The sequence below is a fragment of the Hyphomicrobiales bacterium genome (genome assembly GCA_030688605.1).
In the GTDB taxonomy this organism is placed as follows: Bacteria; Pseudomonadota; Alphaproteobacteria; order Rhizobiales; family NORP267; genus JAUYJB01.
Map to the genome: position 1 here is coordinate 54,727 of JAUYJB010000070.1, position 16,475 is coordinate 71,201.

Here is a 16,475-nt window from a genome sequence, read left to right on the forward strand (position 1 = left end):
CGGTCGCCTTGGTATTGCTGACGTACCGGCGTGCGGCGGCGCAGGCCGGATTGTCAATGAATACGCACGGTCAGGCAAAATCGGTGTGCGGCAATCCTGTAACGGTGCTTCGAATCGGCCGACTTTTGTTGCTGGCCGTCGCCCTGATTGCGTGGGTTCCAGGCTTGCGGGCGCAGACGATCGAGACCAGCGCGCCGCACGTCATCATGATCGACAGCGACACCAATACGGTGCTTCTGGAAAAGGACGCCGATACGCCGGTGCCGCCCGCGAGCCTGTCCAAGCTGATGACCGTTGAGGTTGTCTTCCAGGCGCTGGAAGAGGGCCGCCTCAGCCTCGACGACAGATTTCACATCAGCGAAAATGCCTGGCGCAAGGGCGGCGCGCCGTCCGGCGGCTCGACCATGTTCGCCGAACTGAACTCGGACATCGCGCTCTCCGACCTTATCCAGGGCGTCATCGTCCAGTCGGGCAACGACGCATGCATCGCCATCGCCGAGGGCATGGCCGGCACCGAGGAAGCGTTCGCCCAGTTGTTGAACGCGCGTGCGCGCGAGCTCGGACTGACCAACTCCAATTTCCGCAACGCCACCGGACTGCCGGACCCCGACCATCTGATGTCGGTGCGCGACATGGCCAAGCTCGCCCGCCACATCATTCGGACCTACCCGGAATACTACAAATACTTCGCCGAACCGGAGTTCACTTGGAACGACATCCGCCAGTTCAACCGCAACCCGCTGTTGCGCGAGGCGCCGGGAGCGGACGGGCTGAAGACCGGATATATCCGGGATGCCGGCTATGGGCTGGTCGGCTCGACCCTGCGCGACGGCCAACGCGTGATCCTGGCCATGGCCGGCCTGAAATCGATCAGCGAGCGGGCGGCGGAGGCGCGCAAGCTGATCGACTGGGCCTACCGGGCATTCGAGCAGATCACCCTTTTCGAGGCCGGCCAGACCGTAGGCGAGGCACGAGTCCATGGCGGCGAGAGGCGCTGGGTAAAGCTGACTGGCGACGGCGACATCAAGATCCTGCTGCCGCGCGCGGCGCGGCGCAGAATGAACGCGCGCGTGGTCTATAGCGGGCCCCTGTTGCCGCCGATCGAGAAGGGGCAGCGCGTCGCCGAGCTGCGGGTCGCCGCGGAAGACGGCGTCAATCTGTCCGTGCCGCTCTACACGGCCGAAGACGTCGGGCGCGGAAGCTTGCACCAGCGCGCGCTCGATGCCGCCCTCGACCTCATCACACGCTGGTGGTAAGCCCTGCTCTTGTTCAGCGGCGAGACGGGTGCCCGGACGGTGGGTGCTAGAGGCAAGTTCATCACGTTCGAAGGCGGCGAGGGCACCGGCAAGTCGACGCACGCCCATGAGCTGCGAAAACGGCTGGAAACGGCCGGCCACAAGGTCGTCGAGACCCACGAGCCGGGCGGTACGCCGGGGGCCGAGATCGTCCGCCACCTGCTCAAATCGGGGGCCGTGGAGCCGCTCGGCGCGTTCGCCGAGGCGGTGATGATCGCGGCCGCCCGCGACGACCATGTGACGCATTTCATTCGCCCGGCGCTGGAAAAGGGGACCTGGGTGGTCTGCGACCGTTTCAGCGACTCCACCAAGGCCTATCAGGGGGCGGGCGGCGGCGTCGACGACACGCTTTTGCGCGCGCTCGAACGCATCACCGTCGGCGAAACGCTCCCCGACCTGACCGTCATTCTCGATGCGCCGGCGAAAATCGCCCTGGCGCGAGCGAATTCGCGCCGCGAAGGGGAGGGGGAGGGCGACGGCGCCGACCGGTTCGAGAAGGAGTCGCTTGCCTTTCACGACAAGTTGCGCCGCGCCTTTCTGAAGATTGCCGAGGAAAGTCCCAAGCGTTGCGTCGTCATCGACGCTACCCCCGACAAGGAAGCGGTCGCCGAAGCGGTCTGGAAGGCCGTGTCCGAGCGCCTGGAGGTGTGAGGCGAGGGATGGCCGCCGCATCCGAACAGGACCGTTTACCGGAGGCCGACCGCCTCGCCGCCTATCCGCACCCGCGCGAGGCGGTGCATCTGTTCGGCCACGGGGAGGCGGAGCGGGCGTTCCTTGGCGCCTATCGCAGCGGGCGCATGCACCATGCCTGGCTCATCATCGGCCCGGAGGGCGTCGGCAAGGCGACGCTTGCCCACCGCATCGCCCGTTTTGTCCTGACCCACCCGGACCCTGAAGCCGCGGAGGTCAAGCGCGCACGGGACCTGGCGGCCGACCCGGACCATCCCGCGGCGCGGCAGGCGGCGGCGCTGACTCATCCCGATTTCATCGTCCTGCGGCGCATGTGGGATGCAAAAAACAAGCGGCTGACCATGGCCCTGCCGGTGGAGGAAGTGCGCCGGGCCTCGCATTTCTTTTCGATGACGGCGGCTGCCGGCGGCTGGCGCGTCGCCATCGTCGATTGCGCCGACGAGATGAACCTCAACGCCGCGAATGCGCTCCTCAAGACCCTGGAGGAGCCGCCGTCGCGCGCGCTTCTACTGTTGGTGAGCCATCGGCCCGGGCGGCTCATCGCCACCCTGCGCTCGCGCTGCCGTCGCCTGACGCTCGGCCCCTTGTCCGAGGCCGACCTGTTTGCGGCCATCCAGTCAGCCGGCGCCCAGGAAGCGCTCGGCAAGTTGAGCGAGACCGACCGCAAAGTCCTCGTAGAGATGGCGCGCGGCAGCCCGCGCTTGGCGCTGCGCCTTCTTTCCGGCAATGGTCTTGCGCTCCACCGCGAGATCAGCGGCATCCTCAAGGCGGCGCCGAAACGCGACGACCGGCGCGTCCACGCGCTTGCCCGGCGCGTTGCGCGGGCGGGCGCGGAGGATGACTATGAGCTCGCCTTGTCGCTCGTCTCCGATTGGCTTGCCGGCCGCGTCGAATCGGCGACCACGGCCGGTCCCGCGGAGGCGGCCAGCCTTGCGCGCCTAGCCGAGGTATGGGAAAAGACGACCCGTTCGGCGGGCGAGGCGGAAATTTTCCACTTCGACCGCCGGCTCGTGATTCTGAACGCTTTTCGCGACATTGCCGCAGCCGTCTCGTGATCCGCGCTGCGCGTCGGAGATCCAGAGCGCAGCGCACGCCATGACCGACAAATTCTACATCACAACGGCCATCTCCTATCCCAATGGCCCGCCGCATATCGGCCACGCCTACGAGGCGATCGCGACCGACGCCATCGCCCGCTTCATGCGGCTCGACGGCTATGACGTGTTCTTCCTCACCGGCGTCGACGAGCATGGGCTGAAGATGGCGCAGACGGCGGCGAAGGAAAACATCACGCCGCGCGAGCTTGCCGACCGCAACACGCCGCTGTTTCAGAAGATGGTCGCCAGGCTCAATTGCTCCAATGACGATTTCATCCGCACCACGGAGCCGCGCCACCACCGCGCTTCGCAGGCCATCTGGCAGCGCATGCAGGAGGCGGGCGACATCACGCTCGGCACCTATTCGGGCTGGTATTCGGTGCGCGACGAGGCCTATTACGCGGAAAACGAGACGGAAGTCGGAGACGACGGCGTGCGCCGCGGGCCCAGCGGCTCGCCGGTCGAATGGACCGAGGAGGAATCCTATTTCTTCCGCCTCTCCGCCTATCAGGACCGGCTGCTCGCCCACTACGCGGCAAATCCCGATTTCGTGCTGCCCAAGGAGCGCTTCAACGAGGTGATCAGCTTCGTCAAGGGCGGTTTGCAGGACCTGTCGGTCTCGCGCGCGACGCTCGATTGGGGTGTGCGCGTGCCGGGCGATGACCGCCACGTCATGTATGTGTGGGTCGACGCGCTGACCAACTATATCACCGGCGTTGGCTATCCCGACGTCGGCAGCTCCCAATTCAAGCGCTACTGGCCGGCCGACATCCACGTCATCGGCAAGGACATTCTGCGCTTCCACGCGGTCTATTGGCCGGCCTTCCTGATGTCGGCCGGCGTCGCCCTGCCGCGGCGGGTGTTCAGCCACGGGTTTCTGTTCAACCGCGGCGAAAAGATGTCGAAATCCGTCGGCAACGTCATCGATCCGTTCGCGCTCAGCGAGCATTACGGCGTCGACCAGTTGCGCTATTTCTTCCTGCGCGAGGTGCCTTTCGGACAGGACGGCAATTACAGCCACGAGGCAATCGTGCAGCGGATCAACGCCGATCTCGCCAACGATCTCGGCAATCTCGCCCAGCGCTCGCTGTCGATGGTCGCCAAGAACCTGGACGGAACGCTGCCCGCGCCAGGACCCTTTTCCAAGGAGGACGAGGCAATGCTCGCCGCCGCCGACGGCCTCGCCGGGGAGGCCCATAAGGCAATGCGCGAGCAGGCAATCCACTTGGCGCTCGAAGCGGTCTGGCGGGTCGTCGCCGCGACGAACCGCTATTTTGCCGCGCAGGAACCGTGGGCGCTGAGGAAATCCGATCCTGAGCGCATGGGCACGGTGCTTTATGTGACGGCGGAAGTGCTGCGGCAGATCGCCGTCCTGACCCAGCCGGTGATGCCCCAGGCTTCAGCCGCACTGTTGGATTTGCTCGGCGTGGGGGAGGGCGTGCGCTCTTTTGCAGGCCTCGGCTCCGCCAGCCGGCTTGCGCCCGGCGTGCGCCTGCCCGCGCCGCGGCCGGTCTTCCCGCGCTACGTGGAAGAAGAGGCGGGGAGCGGCAAGACTTCGACCGGGACGCGAAAAGATCGGGCGCAAAAGGCTTGAGGATGCTGGTCGACAGCCACTGCCATCTCGACTTTCCGGATTTCGCCGACGATCTCGACGGCGTGGTGAAGCGTGCCGAAGCCGCCGGCGTGACGCGCATGGTGAGCATCGGCACACGCGTCAAAAAATTCGATCATGTGCATGCAATCGCTGAGAGATTTCCTCAGGTCTACTGTTCGGTCGGAACCCATCCGCACAATGCGGCCGAAGAGCCGGAGGTGACGGCGGAGCATCTGGCGCGCGTGGCCGAGCGCCCGAAAGTGGTGGCGATCGGCGAGGCGGGGCTCGATTTCCACTACGACCACAGCCCGCGCGAGATGCAGCGGGCAAGCTTCCGCACCCATATCGAGGCGGCGCGGCGCACCGGACTGCCGCTCGTCATCCACTCCCGCGAGGCGGAGGACGAGACGGCGGAGATCCTGGAAGAGGAGATGGCGAAAGGGCCGTTTTCCGCCGTGCTGCACTGCTTCTCGTCGGCCCGCGGCCTTGCCGAAAGGGGCGTCGCGCTGGGTCTCTACGTGTCCTTCTCCGGCATATTGACGTTCAAGAAGTCCGAGGCCTTGCGCGAAATCGCCCGCGATTTGCCGATCGACCGGCTGCTGGTCGAGACCGACGCGCCTTATCTCGCGCCGAAGCCTTATCGGGGCAAGCGCAACGAGCCCGCCTATGTGCGCCACACCGCCGAGGTTCTGGCCGAGGTCCGCGGTGTCGGCCTCGACGAGATCGCGGCGCGCACGAGCGGCAATTTCTTCCGCCTGTTCAGCGCGGTCCCCAGGGCATGAGTTTGAAAATTACCGTATTGGGGTGCGGTTCGTCGGGCGGCGTGCCGCGCATCGGCAATCATTGGGGCCTCTGCGATCCCGAAAATCCGCGCAACCGGCGCAGGCGCTGCTCGGTTCTGGTCGAGCGAAAGGCCGCGGAGGGGCAGACCGCTGTCCTCGTCGACACGGCGCCCGACATGCGCGCCCAGCTCCTCGATGCCGGCATCTCCTGGCTCGACGGAGTCCTTTTTACCCACGACCATGCCGACCACACCCACGGCATCGACGATCTGCGCGTGGTCGCCTTCAACGGCCGCCGTCACGTCGATGTATACATGTCGCAGGACACCGAGACCGTCCTGCGCCAGCGCTTCGGTTATTGCTTCGAAACCCAGGAGGGCAGCCCGTATCCGCCGATCCTTGACCTGCACAGAATCGATCCGAGCCGTGCCCTTATGGTTAACGGCGCCGGAGGCGAGATTGCGGTACTGCCCTTCGAGCAGGCGCACGGCCCCACCCGCACGCTCGGCTTCCGGTTCGGCAATATCGCTTATTCCTGCGACGTGAGCGACATCCCCGATGCCTCGCTCGCCGCACTCGAGGGTCTCGACGTCTGGATTGTCGACGCGTTGCGGCGCACGCCGCATCCGAGCCATTTCGCGCTCGCCGATACGCTCAGATGGATCGAGCGTGTCAAGCCGAGGCGGGCATTCCTCACCAACATGCATGTCGATCTCGATTACGAGACGCTGCGCGGCGAGCTGCCCGAAGGGACGGAGCCCGCCTATGACGGGCTGGTGGTGGAGACCGAGGCGGTATTGCCGGCAGCATTGTCCTCGGGCCTGGAGTAGGGCTCAGGTCGCGTGCCGGCGGGCGGCCGGGGCGCCTTCTCACGTCATCCCTCTGTTTCCCGTCGCGCTGCGCATCACTCGAAGTACCCTCAGGGCGCTGCCGCGTGGGGCGCGATGTCGGCGCGCCCGTTAACGCTTCCAGGGCCGTTAACGCTTTCAAGGCCCCCAAGGCCAAGGGATAAATGTTACATAATATATCTTATGCGAATCATCCATTAAGGCTGCCGCCAAAACAGCCGTAAGCAGGCCGCGCCGGCCGCCTCGCTGCGCCGGTCCCCCTCCGCAGGGCTGCGGCTGCCAAAGCGCCGCACGAGGGCTTGCCTCGCCGGCCGGCCTCGGCGAGAACCATGAGCGACCCATGAACGGAGCATAACGGGAAACACGGACCATGCCGGATGAAAGCCCCATCGCACCGTCGAAGCACATCGATCGACTGATCGAAATCATGCGAGCGCTGCGCCATCCCGAGACCGGTTGCCCGTGGGACATCGAGCAGGACTTCGCCACCATTGCCCCCTACACTATCGAAGAGGCCTATGAGGTTGCCGAGGCGATCGAGCGCGGCGACATGGTGGCGCTCGCCGACGAGCTCGGCGATTTGCTGCTGCAGGTCGTTTACCATGCGCAAATGGCGGCGGAGCGAAACGCTTTCGATTTCGGCGACGTCGTATTCGCCATCACCGAAAAGTTGATCCGCCGCCACCCGCACGTCTTTGGAGACGCCGAGGCGCGCTCGGCCGGAGCGGTCAAGGGCATGTGGGAGCGGATCAAGGCGGACGAGCGGTCAGGCCGGGACAGCGCGGCGCCAAGCGCGCTGGAAGGGGTTGCCGCCGCCCTCCCCGCCCTCACCCGCGCCGTCAAGCTGCAGAAGAAGGCTTCCCGCGTCGGCTTCGATTGGAACGATGCCCGCCAGGTCATCGCCAAGCTGCGCGAGGAGATCGGCGAGCTCGAGGCCGAACTGGACGCCGGGGCGGCGAAAGACGCCGTCAGCGAGGAACTGGGCGACCTCCTGTTTGCCGTCGCCAACCTCGCGCGCCATCTTTCCGTCGATCCGGAAGCGGCCTTGCGCGCCGGCAACGCCAAGTTTCAGCGCCGCTTTGCGGCCATGGAAATGCGTCTGGCATTGAGCGGGCGCACGCCTGCGGCCTGCACGCTCGACGAGCTGGAAGAAGAATGGCAGGCGGCCAAGGCCGCCGAAGGGCCGAGATGACCGCGGCCCAGATCACGATGATTTTGGATCGAATCGATCGAAAATCATACAACGTGATCGATTCCAATAAGATAGAGCGGGATGCGGGCGGAAAACCGGTTCCCACTTTTCCTCATCTCGCGCCAGAGCGCATTTCGTGAAACCGGAGTCACTCAAAGCGCTCTAACTTCTTTATTTGACGCGCATTTTTGTCCGAAAACCGGTTCCCACTTTTCGGAATGCGCTCTAGTGGGCGCGCACCGCTTCCTCGCCCGACTTGACCTCGATTTCGGCAGCGAAGCGGCGCAGGAACAGGTCGCGCTCGAGTCGGGGAACGCCGACGCGCAGGCGAACGCGGCCGTCGGTCTCGCTCGTCCGCGCGCGGACGTCGCAGTGCTCGTAAAGCCAGTTTAGACGGCCGCCCTCCTCCGGCTTGAGCAGCACCGTGTAGGTGCCGGCACCGATGCCGAGGCAGTCCGCGATGCGCAAGCGCAGCGCGTCGAGCCCCTCGCCCGTCAGCGCCGAGACGGCGACCACATTGGCCTTGCGCGCCGCCTGGCCGAGCAGCTGCACGCGCGTCTGGCCGTCGAGCAGGTCGATCTTGTTCCACACCTCGATGATGCGCCGTTCAGCCGCTGTATCGACCCCGAGCTGGCCGAGCACCGCGGTGACGTCGGCGGCCTGCGCCGCCGTATCGGGATGGGAAAAATCGCGCACATGGACGATCAGGTCGGCCGCGGTCACCTCTTCGAGCGTGGCGCGGAAGGCCGCCACCAGGTGGGTCGGCAGGTTGGAGATGAAGCCCACCGTGTCCGACAGGATGACGGTGCGCCCGCTGGGCAGCGCCACGGCCCGCAGGGTCGGATCGAGGGTGGCGAAAAGCTGGTCTTCCGCGGCGACCTCGGAATCGGTCAATCGATTGAACAAGGTCGATTTTCCGGCATTGGTGTAGCCGACCAGCGCGACGATCGCATAGGGCACGCGGCGGCGACCCTTGCGCTGCAGCTCGCGCCGGCGGCGGACCTTTTCCAGCTGCCGCTCGATCTGGGTGATTCGCTCCTGGATGACGCGCCGGTCGGCCTCGATCTGGGTCTCTCCCGGACCGCCGAGAAAGCCGAAGCCGCCGCGCTGGCGCTCCAGATGGGTCCAGGAGCGCACCAGCCGGGTCTTCTGATAACTGAGATGGGCCAGCTCGACCTGAAGCCGGCCCTCCTTGGTGCGGGCGCGGCGGCCGAAGATCTCCAGGATCAGGCCGGTGCGGTCAATCACCTTGGCCCCCCAGGCGCGCTCAAGATTGCGCTGCTGAACCGGCGAAACCGGGCCGTCGACGACGACCAGCTCGATCTCCTCGGCGTGGAGAACAGCCTTGATTTCCTCGACCTTGCCGGCGCCGAACAGCGTGCCAGCATGTGGATGCGGCAGGTTGACGAGGCCGCGCTCCACGACCTTCACGTCGATCGCTTCGGCGAGGCCGACGGCCTCCTCGAGACGCGCCTCGGGCGAGCGGATGCGGGCGCGCGGCACCCCTTCCCCCGCCCCCTTGCCGGGGTCGGGGCCTGACGGCTTGATAAGTGGACAAACCACGAACGCGCGAACCGGCTGGCCGGTGCGTTCTTCCCTGCGCCTCGGTCGCGCCCTGGCGTCGTCGGCCGCCGCCTTCTTCAGGTCGCCTCGTGCACGAACGCGCAACTAGGGCCTTCTCCGATCATATGGAGCCATCGGTTCGCGGAACGCTCTAATCGGTCGTTTCCTCGCCGGCCTCTTCAGTGGGCTCGAAAAGCTGCACGGGCTGACCCGGCATGATGGTGGAAATCGCATGCTTATAGACGAGTTGCGAGTGTCCGTCGCGGCGCAGCAACACGCAAAAATTATCGAACCAGGTGACAACTCCTTGAAGCTTGACACCATTAACGAGAAAAATCGTCAGCGATGTCTTGTTCTTGCGTACATGATTAAGAAATGTGTCCTGCAGGTTTTGCGATTTCTCCGCAGCCATGATGGTCGCCCTACTTTTTTGCGGCTTGTTCAAAATTGCCGAGGACTGCCTCTGCGACACCTTTGCAAATCAGTCATCATCCCCCGCTCTTTTTTCTATTAGAGGGCAAGAATCAGGCTTAGCGCAAGTGACAATTCCAATTTCCTCTGTTTATGACCCGCCCGCTGCCGGCAGCTTCGCGGCGCGGCATGCAATCGCGAGCCGCCCCAACGCTCTAGGAGCGCCAATAGAGCGGGTTGAAAAGCGCGAATACGGCGATGATTTCAAGCCGGCCGATGATCATCGCGAAGGTGATGACGCTCAGATAGGCCGGCTCCATATGGGCATAAGCGGTCCAGCCCTGCGCCGCCGCCAAGCCGGAATAGACAGGCCCTGCATTGCTCAGCGCGGCGATGGCGGCGACCAGGCCCTGATCGAAGGACTCGCCGAACAGCGCCAGCAACATCAGCGTCACCGCGCCCGCCCCGAGATAGGCCATGGAGCCGGTCCAGATCGCTTTCATGACCTGCAGATCGTAAGGCTGGCTGCCGAATCGGGCGCCGCGAACGCCGTGCGGATAAACCAGGCGGCCGAGCTCGCCGGAGGCCTGGTTGAGCATGGCGCCGAGGCGGTAGAACTTGACGCCGCCGGCAGTCGAGAAACCACCCCCGCCAAGCATCAGCATGGCCAACAGCAACGGCAACGCCACGGCGGCAAAGCCCCCTTCTCGCACTTCGAAGCCGCTGGTCGAGATCACCGAGACCGAAGTTATCAGCCCCTTCCAGGCCGATTCGGCAACGCTCAGCCCTGAGGGGCCGTCGATGCCGAGATAAAACCCCGCCGCAAAAAAGACGCCGAGGCCGACCACCGCTGCCGCGATCCAATGGCTCTCGCGGTATTCCCTGAGCGCCTGCCAGCGCCCGCTCATGAGCATGCGTTGCCAGACGATGCTGGTCGCGCCGACAAACATGAACAGGCCGAGAATCGCCTCGACGCCTCGCGATTCATAGATCGCCAGGGTGCCGTCGCGCGGCATCAGACCGCCGGTCGAAAGCGTCGAGAACGTTAGGCACGCCGCATCGAACGTCGGCAACCCAATGGCGGCGAGAAGAATGAAGCAGACGAGCGAGGTTAGGAGATAGGGCGGTAGCACGCGGACCGCCGTGCCGAGGATATGCGCGCGCTCAGTGCGCGCGCCGCTTTCCACGAAGCGCAGCGGGGTGTCCGGCGTGCCGCCGAGGCGCGCCGGGGCCAGAATCAGCACGATGGCGAGCAGGCTGGCGCCGCCGCCGATCCACTCGAGCATGGCGCGCCACAGCACGATCGCCCGCGGTACCCCGTCAATCTGGGCAAGCGTGGTGGCGCCGGTGGTGGTGAAGGCGGACACGGCCTCGAAATAGGCCTTGAGCAGCGTGTCGAACTGCTCTGAGAGCGCCAGCGGCAGCGCCGCGAAGATCGGCACCACGGCGAAGGTGAGGATGCCGAGAACCATCAGCTCGGCGCGTTTCAGCCGCCGTTCGCGGCCGTGCAGGCCGAAGATCAGGCCGCCGGCGACGAACAGGTCGAGAGCGGCGCTGATCAGAAAAATCTGGCTCATCGCGCTTTCGCCGAGGCTCGCGGCGAGCAGCGCCGGCACCACCATCGCCACCGCGACCAAGCCGATCAACAAGCCCGAAACGTAGAATATCTCGGCCAAGTGTCCTCTCCGCCAAGTTGCCTCCAGATCATGCTCTAAAAATACTCGAAGCTGACGCGGAACATCTGCTCGACCTGGGGCACTTTGTCGGCGAGCACGAAGATGACGATGCGGTCATGGGCGTTGATCTGCGTATCGCCGCGCGGAATGATCACCTGACCCTGGCGATAGATGGCGCCGATGCGCATGCCGTCGAGCAGGGAGACCTCGCGCAGCGGCTGGCCGATCAGCGGCGAGGTATCCAGCGCCTCGGCCTCCAGCACCTCCGCCTGCCCCTCGTGCACCGTATGCACGCCGCGAATGCGGCCGCGGCGCACATGCTGCAGGATTTTCGACATGGTCACGGCACGCGGATCGACGTGGGCGTCGATGCCCAGGGACCGCAGAATTGAAACGTAGCCGGCATTGTTGATCAGCGACAGGGCGCGGCGGCAGCCGAGCCGTTTGGCCATGACCGAGGAAAGGATGTTGACCTGGTCGTCATTGGTCAGCGCGACCATGGTGTCGGCCTGTTCGACATCCGCCTCGCGAAGGATCTCCTCGTCGAGCGCGCTGCCATGCAGCACCACCGTGCGCGACAGGTCGTCGGCGATGGCGATCGCGCGGTTGCGCGAGGCTTCGATGATCTTGGCCCGCGCCCGGCTGCCGCGCGCCTCAAGCTCGCGGGCCACGAACAGGCCGATATTGCCGCCGCCGGCGATGATCACGCGGCTTGCCTGCTTCTCCTCATGGCCGAAGATCGAGAGCGTCCGCTCGACCTCGGCGCGGACGGCGACAAAATAAACCGCGTCGCCGACCAGCATCTGGTCGCTCGAGCGCGGCACGAAGATATGGTCGTCGCGAACGATGCCGACGACCACCGCCCTCAGGTCGGGAAACAGTTCGGTGAGCTGGGCGAGCGGCGTATCGACGACCGGACAGTCCTCCTCGCAGGTCACCCCGACGACCGCGATCTCGCCTTCGGCGAAGCTCATGACGTCGAAGGCGCCCGGCAGGGCCAGCCGGCGCAAGACCATCTCGCCGACTTCGATCTCCGGCGAGATGATCACGTCGATCGGCAAGTTGTCGCGCGAAAACAGGTCGCGCCATTGCTCTTGCAGATAGCTCTGGGCGCGCACCCGGGCCACCTTGGTCGGAATCTTGAACAACGAATGGGCGACCTGGCAGGCGACCATATTGACCTCGTCGTGCAGCGTCACGGCGATGATCATGTCGGCGTCGCTGCCGCCGGCCTGATGCAGCACGTCGGGGTGCGAGCCGTGGCCGACAAAGCCGCGCACGTCGAGCGTGTCGGAAATGGTCTGGATGAGCTGCGGCGAGCTGTCGATGATGGAAACGTCGTTGGCCTCAGCCGACAGCCGTTCGGCAATACCGAAGCCGACCTGCCCCGCCCCGCATATGATGACCTTCATGGGTCCCCGCCCAGCGCGCCTTGCACAAGCTTTGCCACGCCGAGATGGCCGATCGCGGCGTCCGGGTCAAGCCCATCGTCGATGGGCTCCTTCCCTCACCCGCTCTCCACCGCCCGTTCCTGCGTGCCGACGCCGAGCGATTTGAGCTTGCGGTGCAGCGCCGAGCGCTCCATTCCGACGAATTCCGCCGTCTTGGAAACATTGCCGCCGAAGCGGCTGATCTGGGCGATGAGATATTCGCGCTCGAAGAATTCGCGCGCCTCGCGCAGCGGCATGGCCATGAGCTGCTCGCCGCCGGCGCCGTTCGGCGACGGCGGCAGCGTTCCGCCGACCTCGGCCGGCAGGAGATTGGCGGTAATCACCGTGTCCGGATTGCCGCCGGCGAGGATCATCAGCCGCTCCACATTGTTGCGCAGCTGGCGCACATTGCCGGGCCAGTCGTGGGACTGGATGACGGCCATGGCGTCGCCGCCGACCTTGCGTATCGCGAGCCCCGTGGCGCGCGAGATCTGGGCCATGAAATAATCCACCAGCTCCGGAATGTCATCGCGCCGCTCGGCGAGGCTGGGGACACGAATCGGCACCACGCTCAGGCGGTGGTAGAGGTCTTCGCGCAGGCGGCCGTTGCGGATTTCCTTGTCGAGGTCGCGGCTGGAGGAGGAAATGATGCGCACATCGACATGCACGCGCGCCGAGCCGCCGACGCGCAGAAAATTCTGATCGACCAGGACGCGCAGAATCTTGGCCTGCGTCTCGCGCGGCATGTCGGCGACCTCGTCGATATAGAGGGTGCCGCCGTGGGCCGCCTCGAGCGCGCCGACCATGGGCTGGCCGCGCGGATTTTCCTCCGTGCCGAACAGCTCGACCTCCATGCGCTCCGGCTCCATGGCCGCCGCGTTCAGCACCAGGAAGGGGCCTTCGGCGCGGTTCGACATGGCATGCAGCGTGCGCGCACTCAACTCCTTGCCGCAGCCCGAGGGCCCGGTGATCAGGATGCGGCTGTTGGTGCGCGCGACCTTTTCGATCTGGGCGCGTAGCTGGCTGACGGCGAGCGAGGAGCCTACCAGCCGCGTTTCCGCGCCGGTGCGCACCTTGAGGTCCTTCACCTCTCGCTTCAGGCTCGAGGCCTCCAGCGCGCGTTGCGCCACCAGCACCAGCCGGTCGGCCTTGAACGGCTTTTCGATATAGTCATAGGCGCCGCGCTTGATCGCCGAGACCGCGGTCTCGATATTTCCGTGCCCGGAGATGATCACCACCGGCACCTCCGGATTGTCCTCTTTGATCACGTCAAGCAGATCGAGGCCGTCGAGCCGGCTGCCCTGCAGCCAGATATCGAGGAATATGAGCGCGGGCCGTCGCGCCTCGATTTCCTTCAGCGCCCGGTCGCTGTCGGCGGCAAGCCGCGTCGTGTGGCCCTCATCCTTGAGGATCCCGGCGACCAACTCGCGGATGTCGGCCTCGTCGTCAACGATCAGGATATCGGAGCGCATCTCGGTGGTCCTGTCCGGCTCGCTGTTTACTCTGGCGCAGATTCATGGGCCGCCGCCTCGGCCGGTTCCGCTTGCTTGGGCTCTCCGCGCGGGCGTGTGGCCCGATCGGCGCCGCCGGCATCGGCCACGGCCGGGCCATGGCGGGGGAAGTGCAGCGTGACCTGCGCGCCGTGGCCGCCTGCGGCGACCTGCGGCGCATCGGCAAGCGTTACGGTTCCGCCATGGTCCTCGATGATGCGGCGGACGATCGCCAATCCGAGACCGGTGCCCTTTTCCCGCGTCGTCATATAGGGCTCGAGCAGCCGGTGCCGGTTCTCCTTCGGAAAGCCGCAGCCATTGTCGGTTACCGCAATGGTGATGGCGTCGTCGGTGGCGGCAAGCTTGACCTCGATCCACGGCGTCTCGCCGTCGGCCATGTCGGCGGCGGCGAGCGCCTCGGCGGAATTCTTGACCAGATTGGTCACCGCCTGGGTCAGCAGCCGCCGGTCGCAAATGCCGATGATCGGTCCCTGCGGCGCGTCGACGCCGATCTTGAGATCGTCGCGGCCGACGCCGATCAGAAATGCCGCCTGGCGCACGGCGTCGGCGATGTCAACCTCGGCCAGAACCGCTTTGGGCATGCGCGCAAAGGACGAAAACTCGTCGACCATGCGGCCGATGTCGCCGACCTGCCGAATGATGGTGTCGGTGCATTGCTCGAACACCTCCCGGTCCTGCGTAATCGTACCGGCATATTTGCGCTTGAGCCGCTCGGCGGAAAGCTGAATCGGCGTCAGCGGGTTCTTGATCTCGTGGGCGATGCGCCGCGCCACGTCGGCCCAGGCCGATGTGCGTTGGGCGCTGACCAGCTCGGTAATGTCGTCGAGGGTGACGACATAGCGGCGTTCGTCCTGTCCCGTCCCCTCCGTCGTTACGCGCACGGTGATGTTGCGCTCCTCGCCGTCGCGACGCAAATCGATCTGTCCGCTGACCAGGCGCTGCCGGTGGCGGATGGCTTTGTCAAGCAGCGGCGCGATCTCGGGCATCGCCTGGCGTAGCGGCCGGCCGAGCAGTCCGTCGGCCTTAGTCTTGAGAATGGTCTGCGCCGAACGATTGACGATGTCGACGGTCCCCTCGCCGCTCAGCCCGATGACCCCGGCACTGGCGCCGGCGAGCACGGCCTCGGTGAAGCGTCGGCGCTGGTCGAGCATCTCATTGGCCTGAAGCAGCTCGCCGCGTTGCGTGCGCAGCTGGTTGGTCATGTCGTTAAACGTCCTGCCGAGATTGGCAAGCTCGCCCTCCGAGCGGCGGAACGGCACCTGAACCTCGAGATCGCCCTGCGAGACGAGCTGGGCCGCGCCGATCAAGCGGCGGATCGGGGCTACCAGCTTGTTGGCGAACCAGAAGCCGATCCAGATCGCCGACAACAGCAGAATCAGCGATACGCCGACATACATCAGTCCGAAGGCTACCTGGACGCCGAAACGGCGCGCCTCAAGCTCGCGATAGCTGAGGATCGCCTGCGCCGTGTCGCGGACCTGCTGCATGACCGCCGGGTCGAGACGGCGGACGAGATAAAGATAGGCATTGTCGTAATTGGTCAGCCGCGTAACCCCGCCGACCTGCGTCGCCTGATCGTCGGGTCCCGGCACGAGAATCACCGTCTCGCCTTCGCGGGCGCCCTCGATGGCATAGGGCGGCGGCACCGGATAGGTGTCGCCCTCTTGGTCGACGAAGCGGGTGAGGATCGTCAGGTCGTCCTTGATGATGTAGGCGCCCGACAGGCCGTGCAGGCGGGCCTCCGCCGTCACCAGCTCGTCGAAGCGCTCCTTGTTCTGCTCGAACAGCGGCTTGGCGAGTTCGGCGCCGTGAGCCATGGCGATTAGGTCGGCGCGCATGGCGCGGGCATGCTCGTCGAGATAGGCCTGGGCGACGCTGGCCGAGTTCTGGATCATCAGCTGGGTGCGGCCGGAAAACCAGCGGTCCAGGCCACGGTCGAGGGTGACGCTGGCGACCACCGCGACGATGATCGCCGGCAGCGCCGCGACCAGCGCGAACAGGCCGACGATGCGTGCATGCAAACGGGCCCCGGCGATGCCGCGCAGGCGCGCGCGAAGGAGGCCTACGACCTGATAGGTGATCAGGCCGACCAGCAGCAGCACCAGCACCCCATTCACCAACAGGGTCGTGACCACGACCTCGTGGGTCGGCGAGATCGGCGTCAGGCCGGTGAGGATCAGGAAGGTGGCAAAACCGGACAGGACGGCAAGGATGACGGTCGCCGCGCCGAAATTTCCGGTCTTGCCGGAGGCGTGGGGGATCGGTGGGCCTATTTCATGGACCCCGGGGCCCGGCTCTTTGGTGACTGCGACCATGATCCCTGCGGCCGACGCCCTCGGCCGTGCTGTTTGAATCCGCCTCTTCCACCGCGACATGTAGCCGATGC

13 protein-coding genes are annotated in these 16,475 nt (G+C 65.7%); 7 read left to right on the forward strand and 6 right to left on the reverse strand.

Features of this window, described 5'->3' with window-relative positions; all coding sequences use genetic code 11:
- Positions 1 to 56: 56 nt before the first annotated feature.
- From Q8P46_08600 to mazG, 7 genes are all read left to right on the forward strand, one after another.
- Positions 57 to 1,256: a D-alanyl-D-alanine carboxypeptidase family protein gene (locus Q8P46_08600; protein ID MDP2620222.1), complete on the forward strand. Its 1,200-nt coding sequence runs from the start codon at positions 57 to 59 to the stop codon at positions 1,254 to 1,256.
- A gap of 39 nt (positions 1,257 to 1,295) precedes the next feature.
- A complete protein-coding gene (gene tmk, locus Q8P46_08605; protein ID MDP2620223.1) occupies positions 1,296 to 1,946 on the forward strand; it encodes a dTMP kinase in 651 nt (216 codons plus the stop codon).
- Positions 1,947 to 1,954: 8 nt separating this feature from the next.
- Positions 1,955 to 3,040, forward strand: a complete 1,086-nt coding sequence (locus Q8P46_08610) for a DNA polymerase III subunit delta' (GenBank protein MDP2620224.1) — start codon at positions 1,955 to 1,957, stop codon at positions 3,038 to 3,040.
- A gap of 40 nt (positions 3,041 to 3,080) precedes the next feature.
- Positions 3,081 to 4,676 (forward strand): methionine--tRNA ligase, encoded by a 1,596-nt coding sequence (metG, locus tag Q8P46_08615; protein MDP2620225.1) that lies wholly within the window; start codon positions 3,081 to 3,083, stop codon positions 4,674 to 4,676.
- 2 nt (positions 4,677 to 4,678) lie between these two features.
- Entirely contained in the window at positions 4,679 to 5,458 is a 780-nt protein-coding gene (locus tag Q8P46_08620) for a TatD family hydrolase (protein ID MDP2620226.1), read from the forward strand.
- On the forward strand, positions 5,455 to 6,288 hold the full coding sequence (locus Q8P46_08625) for an MBL fold metallo-hydrolase (GenBank protein MDP2620227.1): 834 nt from the start codon (positions 5,455 to 5,457) through the stop codon (positions 6,286 to 6,288). The genes Q8P46_08620 and Q8P46_08625 overlap by 4 nt, the downstream gene beginning before the upstream one ends.
- A 406-nt stretch (positions 6,289 to 6,694) precedes the next feature.
- Positions 6,695 to 7,498: a nucleoside triphosphate pyrophosphohydrolase gene (gene mazG / locus Q8P46_08630; GenBank protein ID MDP2620228.1), complete on the forward strand. Its 804-nt coding sequence runs from the start codon at positions 6,695 to 6,697 to the stop codon at positions 7,496 to 7,498.
- Between the two features lie 225 nt (positions 7,499 to 7,723).
- On the opposite strand, the gene hflX is transcribed toward mazG, so the two are convergent.
- The 6 genes from hflX to Q8P46_08660 form a co-directional block, all read right to left on the reverse strand.
- The gene (hflX, locus tag Q8P46_08635) at positions 7,724 to 9,046 is read right to left on the reverse strand and encodes a GTPase HflX (GenBank protein ID MDP2620229.1); all 1,323 of its coding nucleotides are present in this window, start codon (positions 9,044 to 9,046) and stop codon (positions 7,724 to 7,726) included.
- A gap of 166 nt (positions 9,047 to 9,212) precedes the next feature.
- On the reverse strand, positions 9,213 to 9,473 hold the full coding sequence (gene hfq, locus Q8P46_08640; GenBank protein ID MDP2620230.1) for an RNA chaperone Hfq: 261 nt from the start codon (positions 9,471 to 9,473) through the stop codon (positions 9,213 to 9,215).
- Between the two features lie 214 nt (positions 9,474 to 9,687).
- A complete protein-coding gene (locus tag Q8P46_08645) occupies positions 9,688 to 11,148 on the reverse strand; it encodes a potassium transporter TrkG (protein MDP2620231.1) in 1,461 nt (486 codons plus the stop codon).
- Positions 11,149 to 11,183: 35 nt separating this feature from the next.
- On the reverse strand, positions 11,184 to 12,560 hold the full coding sequence (gene trkA / locus Q8P46_08650) for a Trk system potassium transporter TrkA (GenBank protein ID MDP2620232.1): 1,377 nt from the start codon (positions 12,558 to 12,560) through the stop codon (positions 11,184 to 11,186).
- Between the two features lie 95 nt (positions 12,561 to 12,655).
- Positions 12,656 to 14,050, reverse strand: coding sequence for a sigma-54 dependent transcriptional regulator (locus Q8P46_08655; protein MDP2620233.1), 1,395 nt, complete (start codon positions 14,048 to 14,050; stop codon positions 12,656 to 12,658).
- Positions 14,051 to 14,076: 26 nt separating this feature from the next.
- On the reverse strand, positions 14,077 to 16,404 hold the full coding sequence (locus Q8P46_08660) for a PAS domain-containing sensor histidine kinase (protein MDP2620234.1): 2,328 nt from the start codon (positions 16,402 to 16,404) through the stop codon (positions 14,077 to 14,079).
- Positions 16,405 to 16,475: the final 71 nt, after the last annotated feature.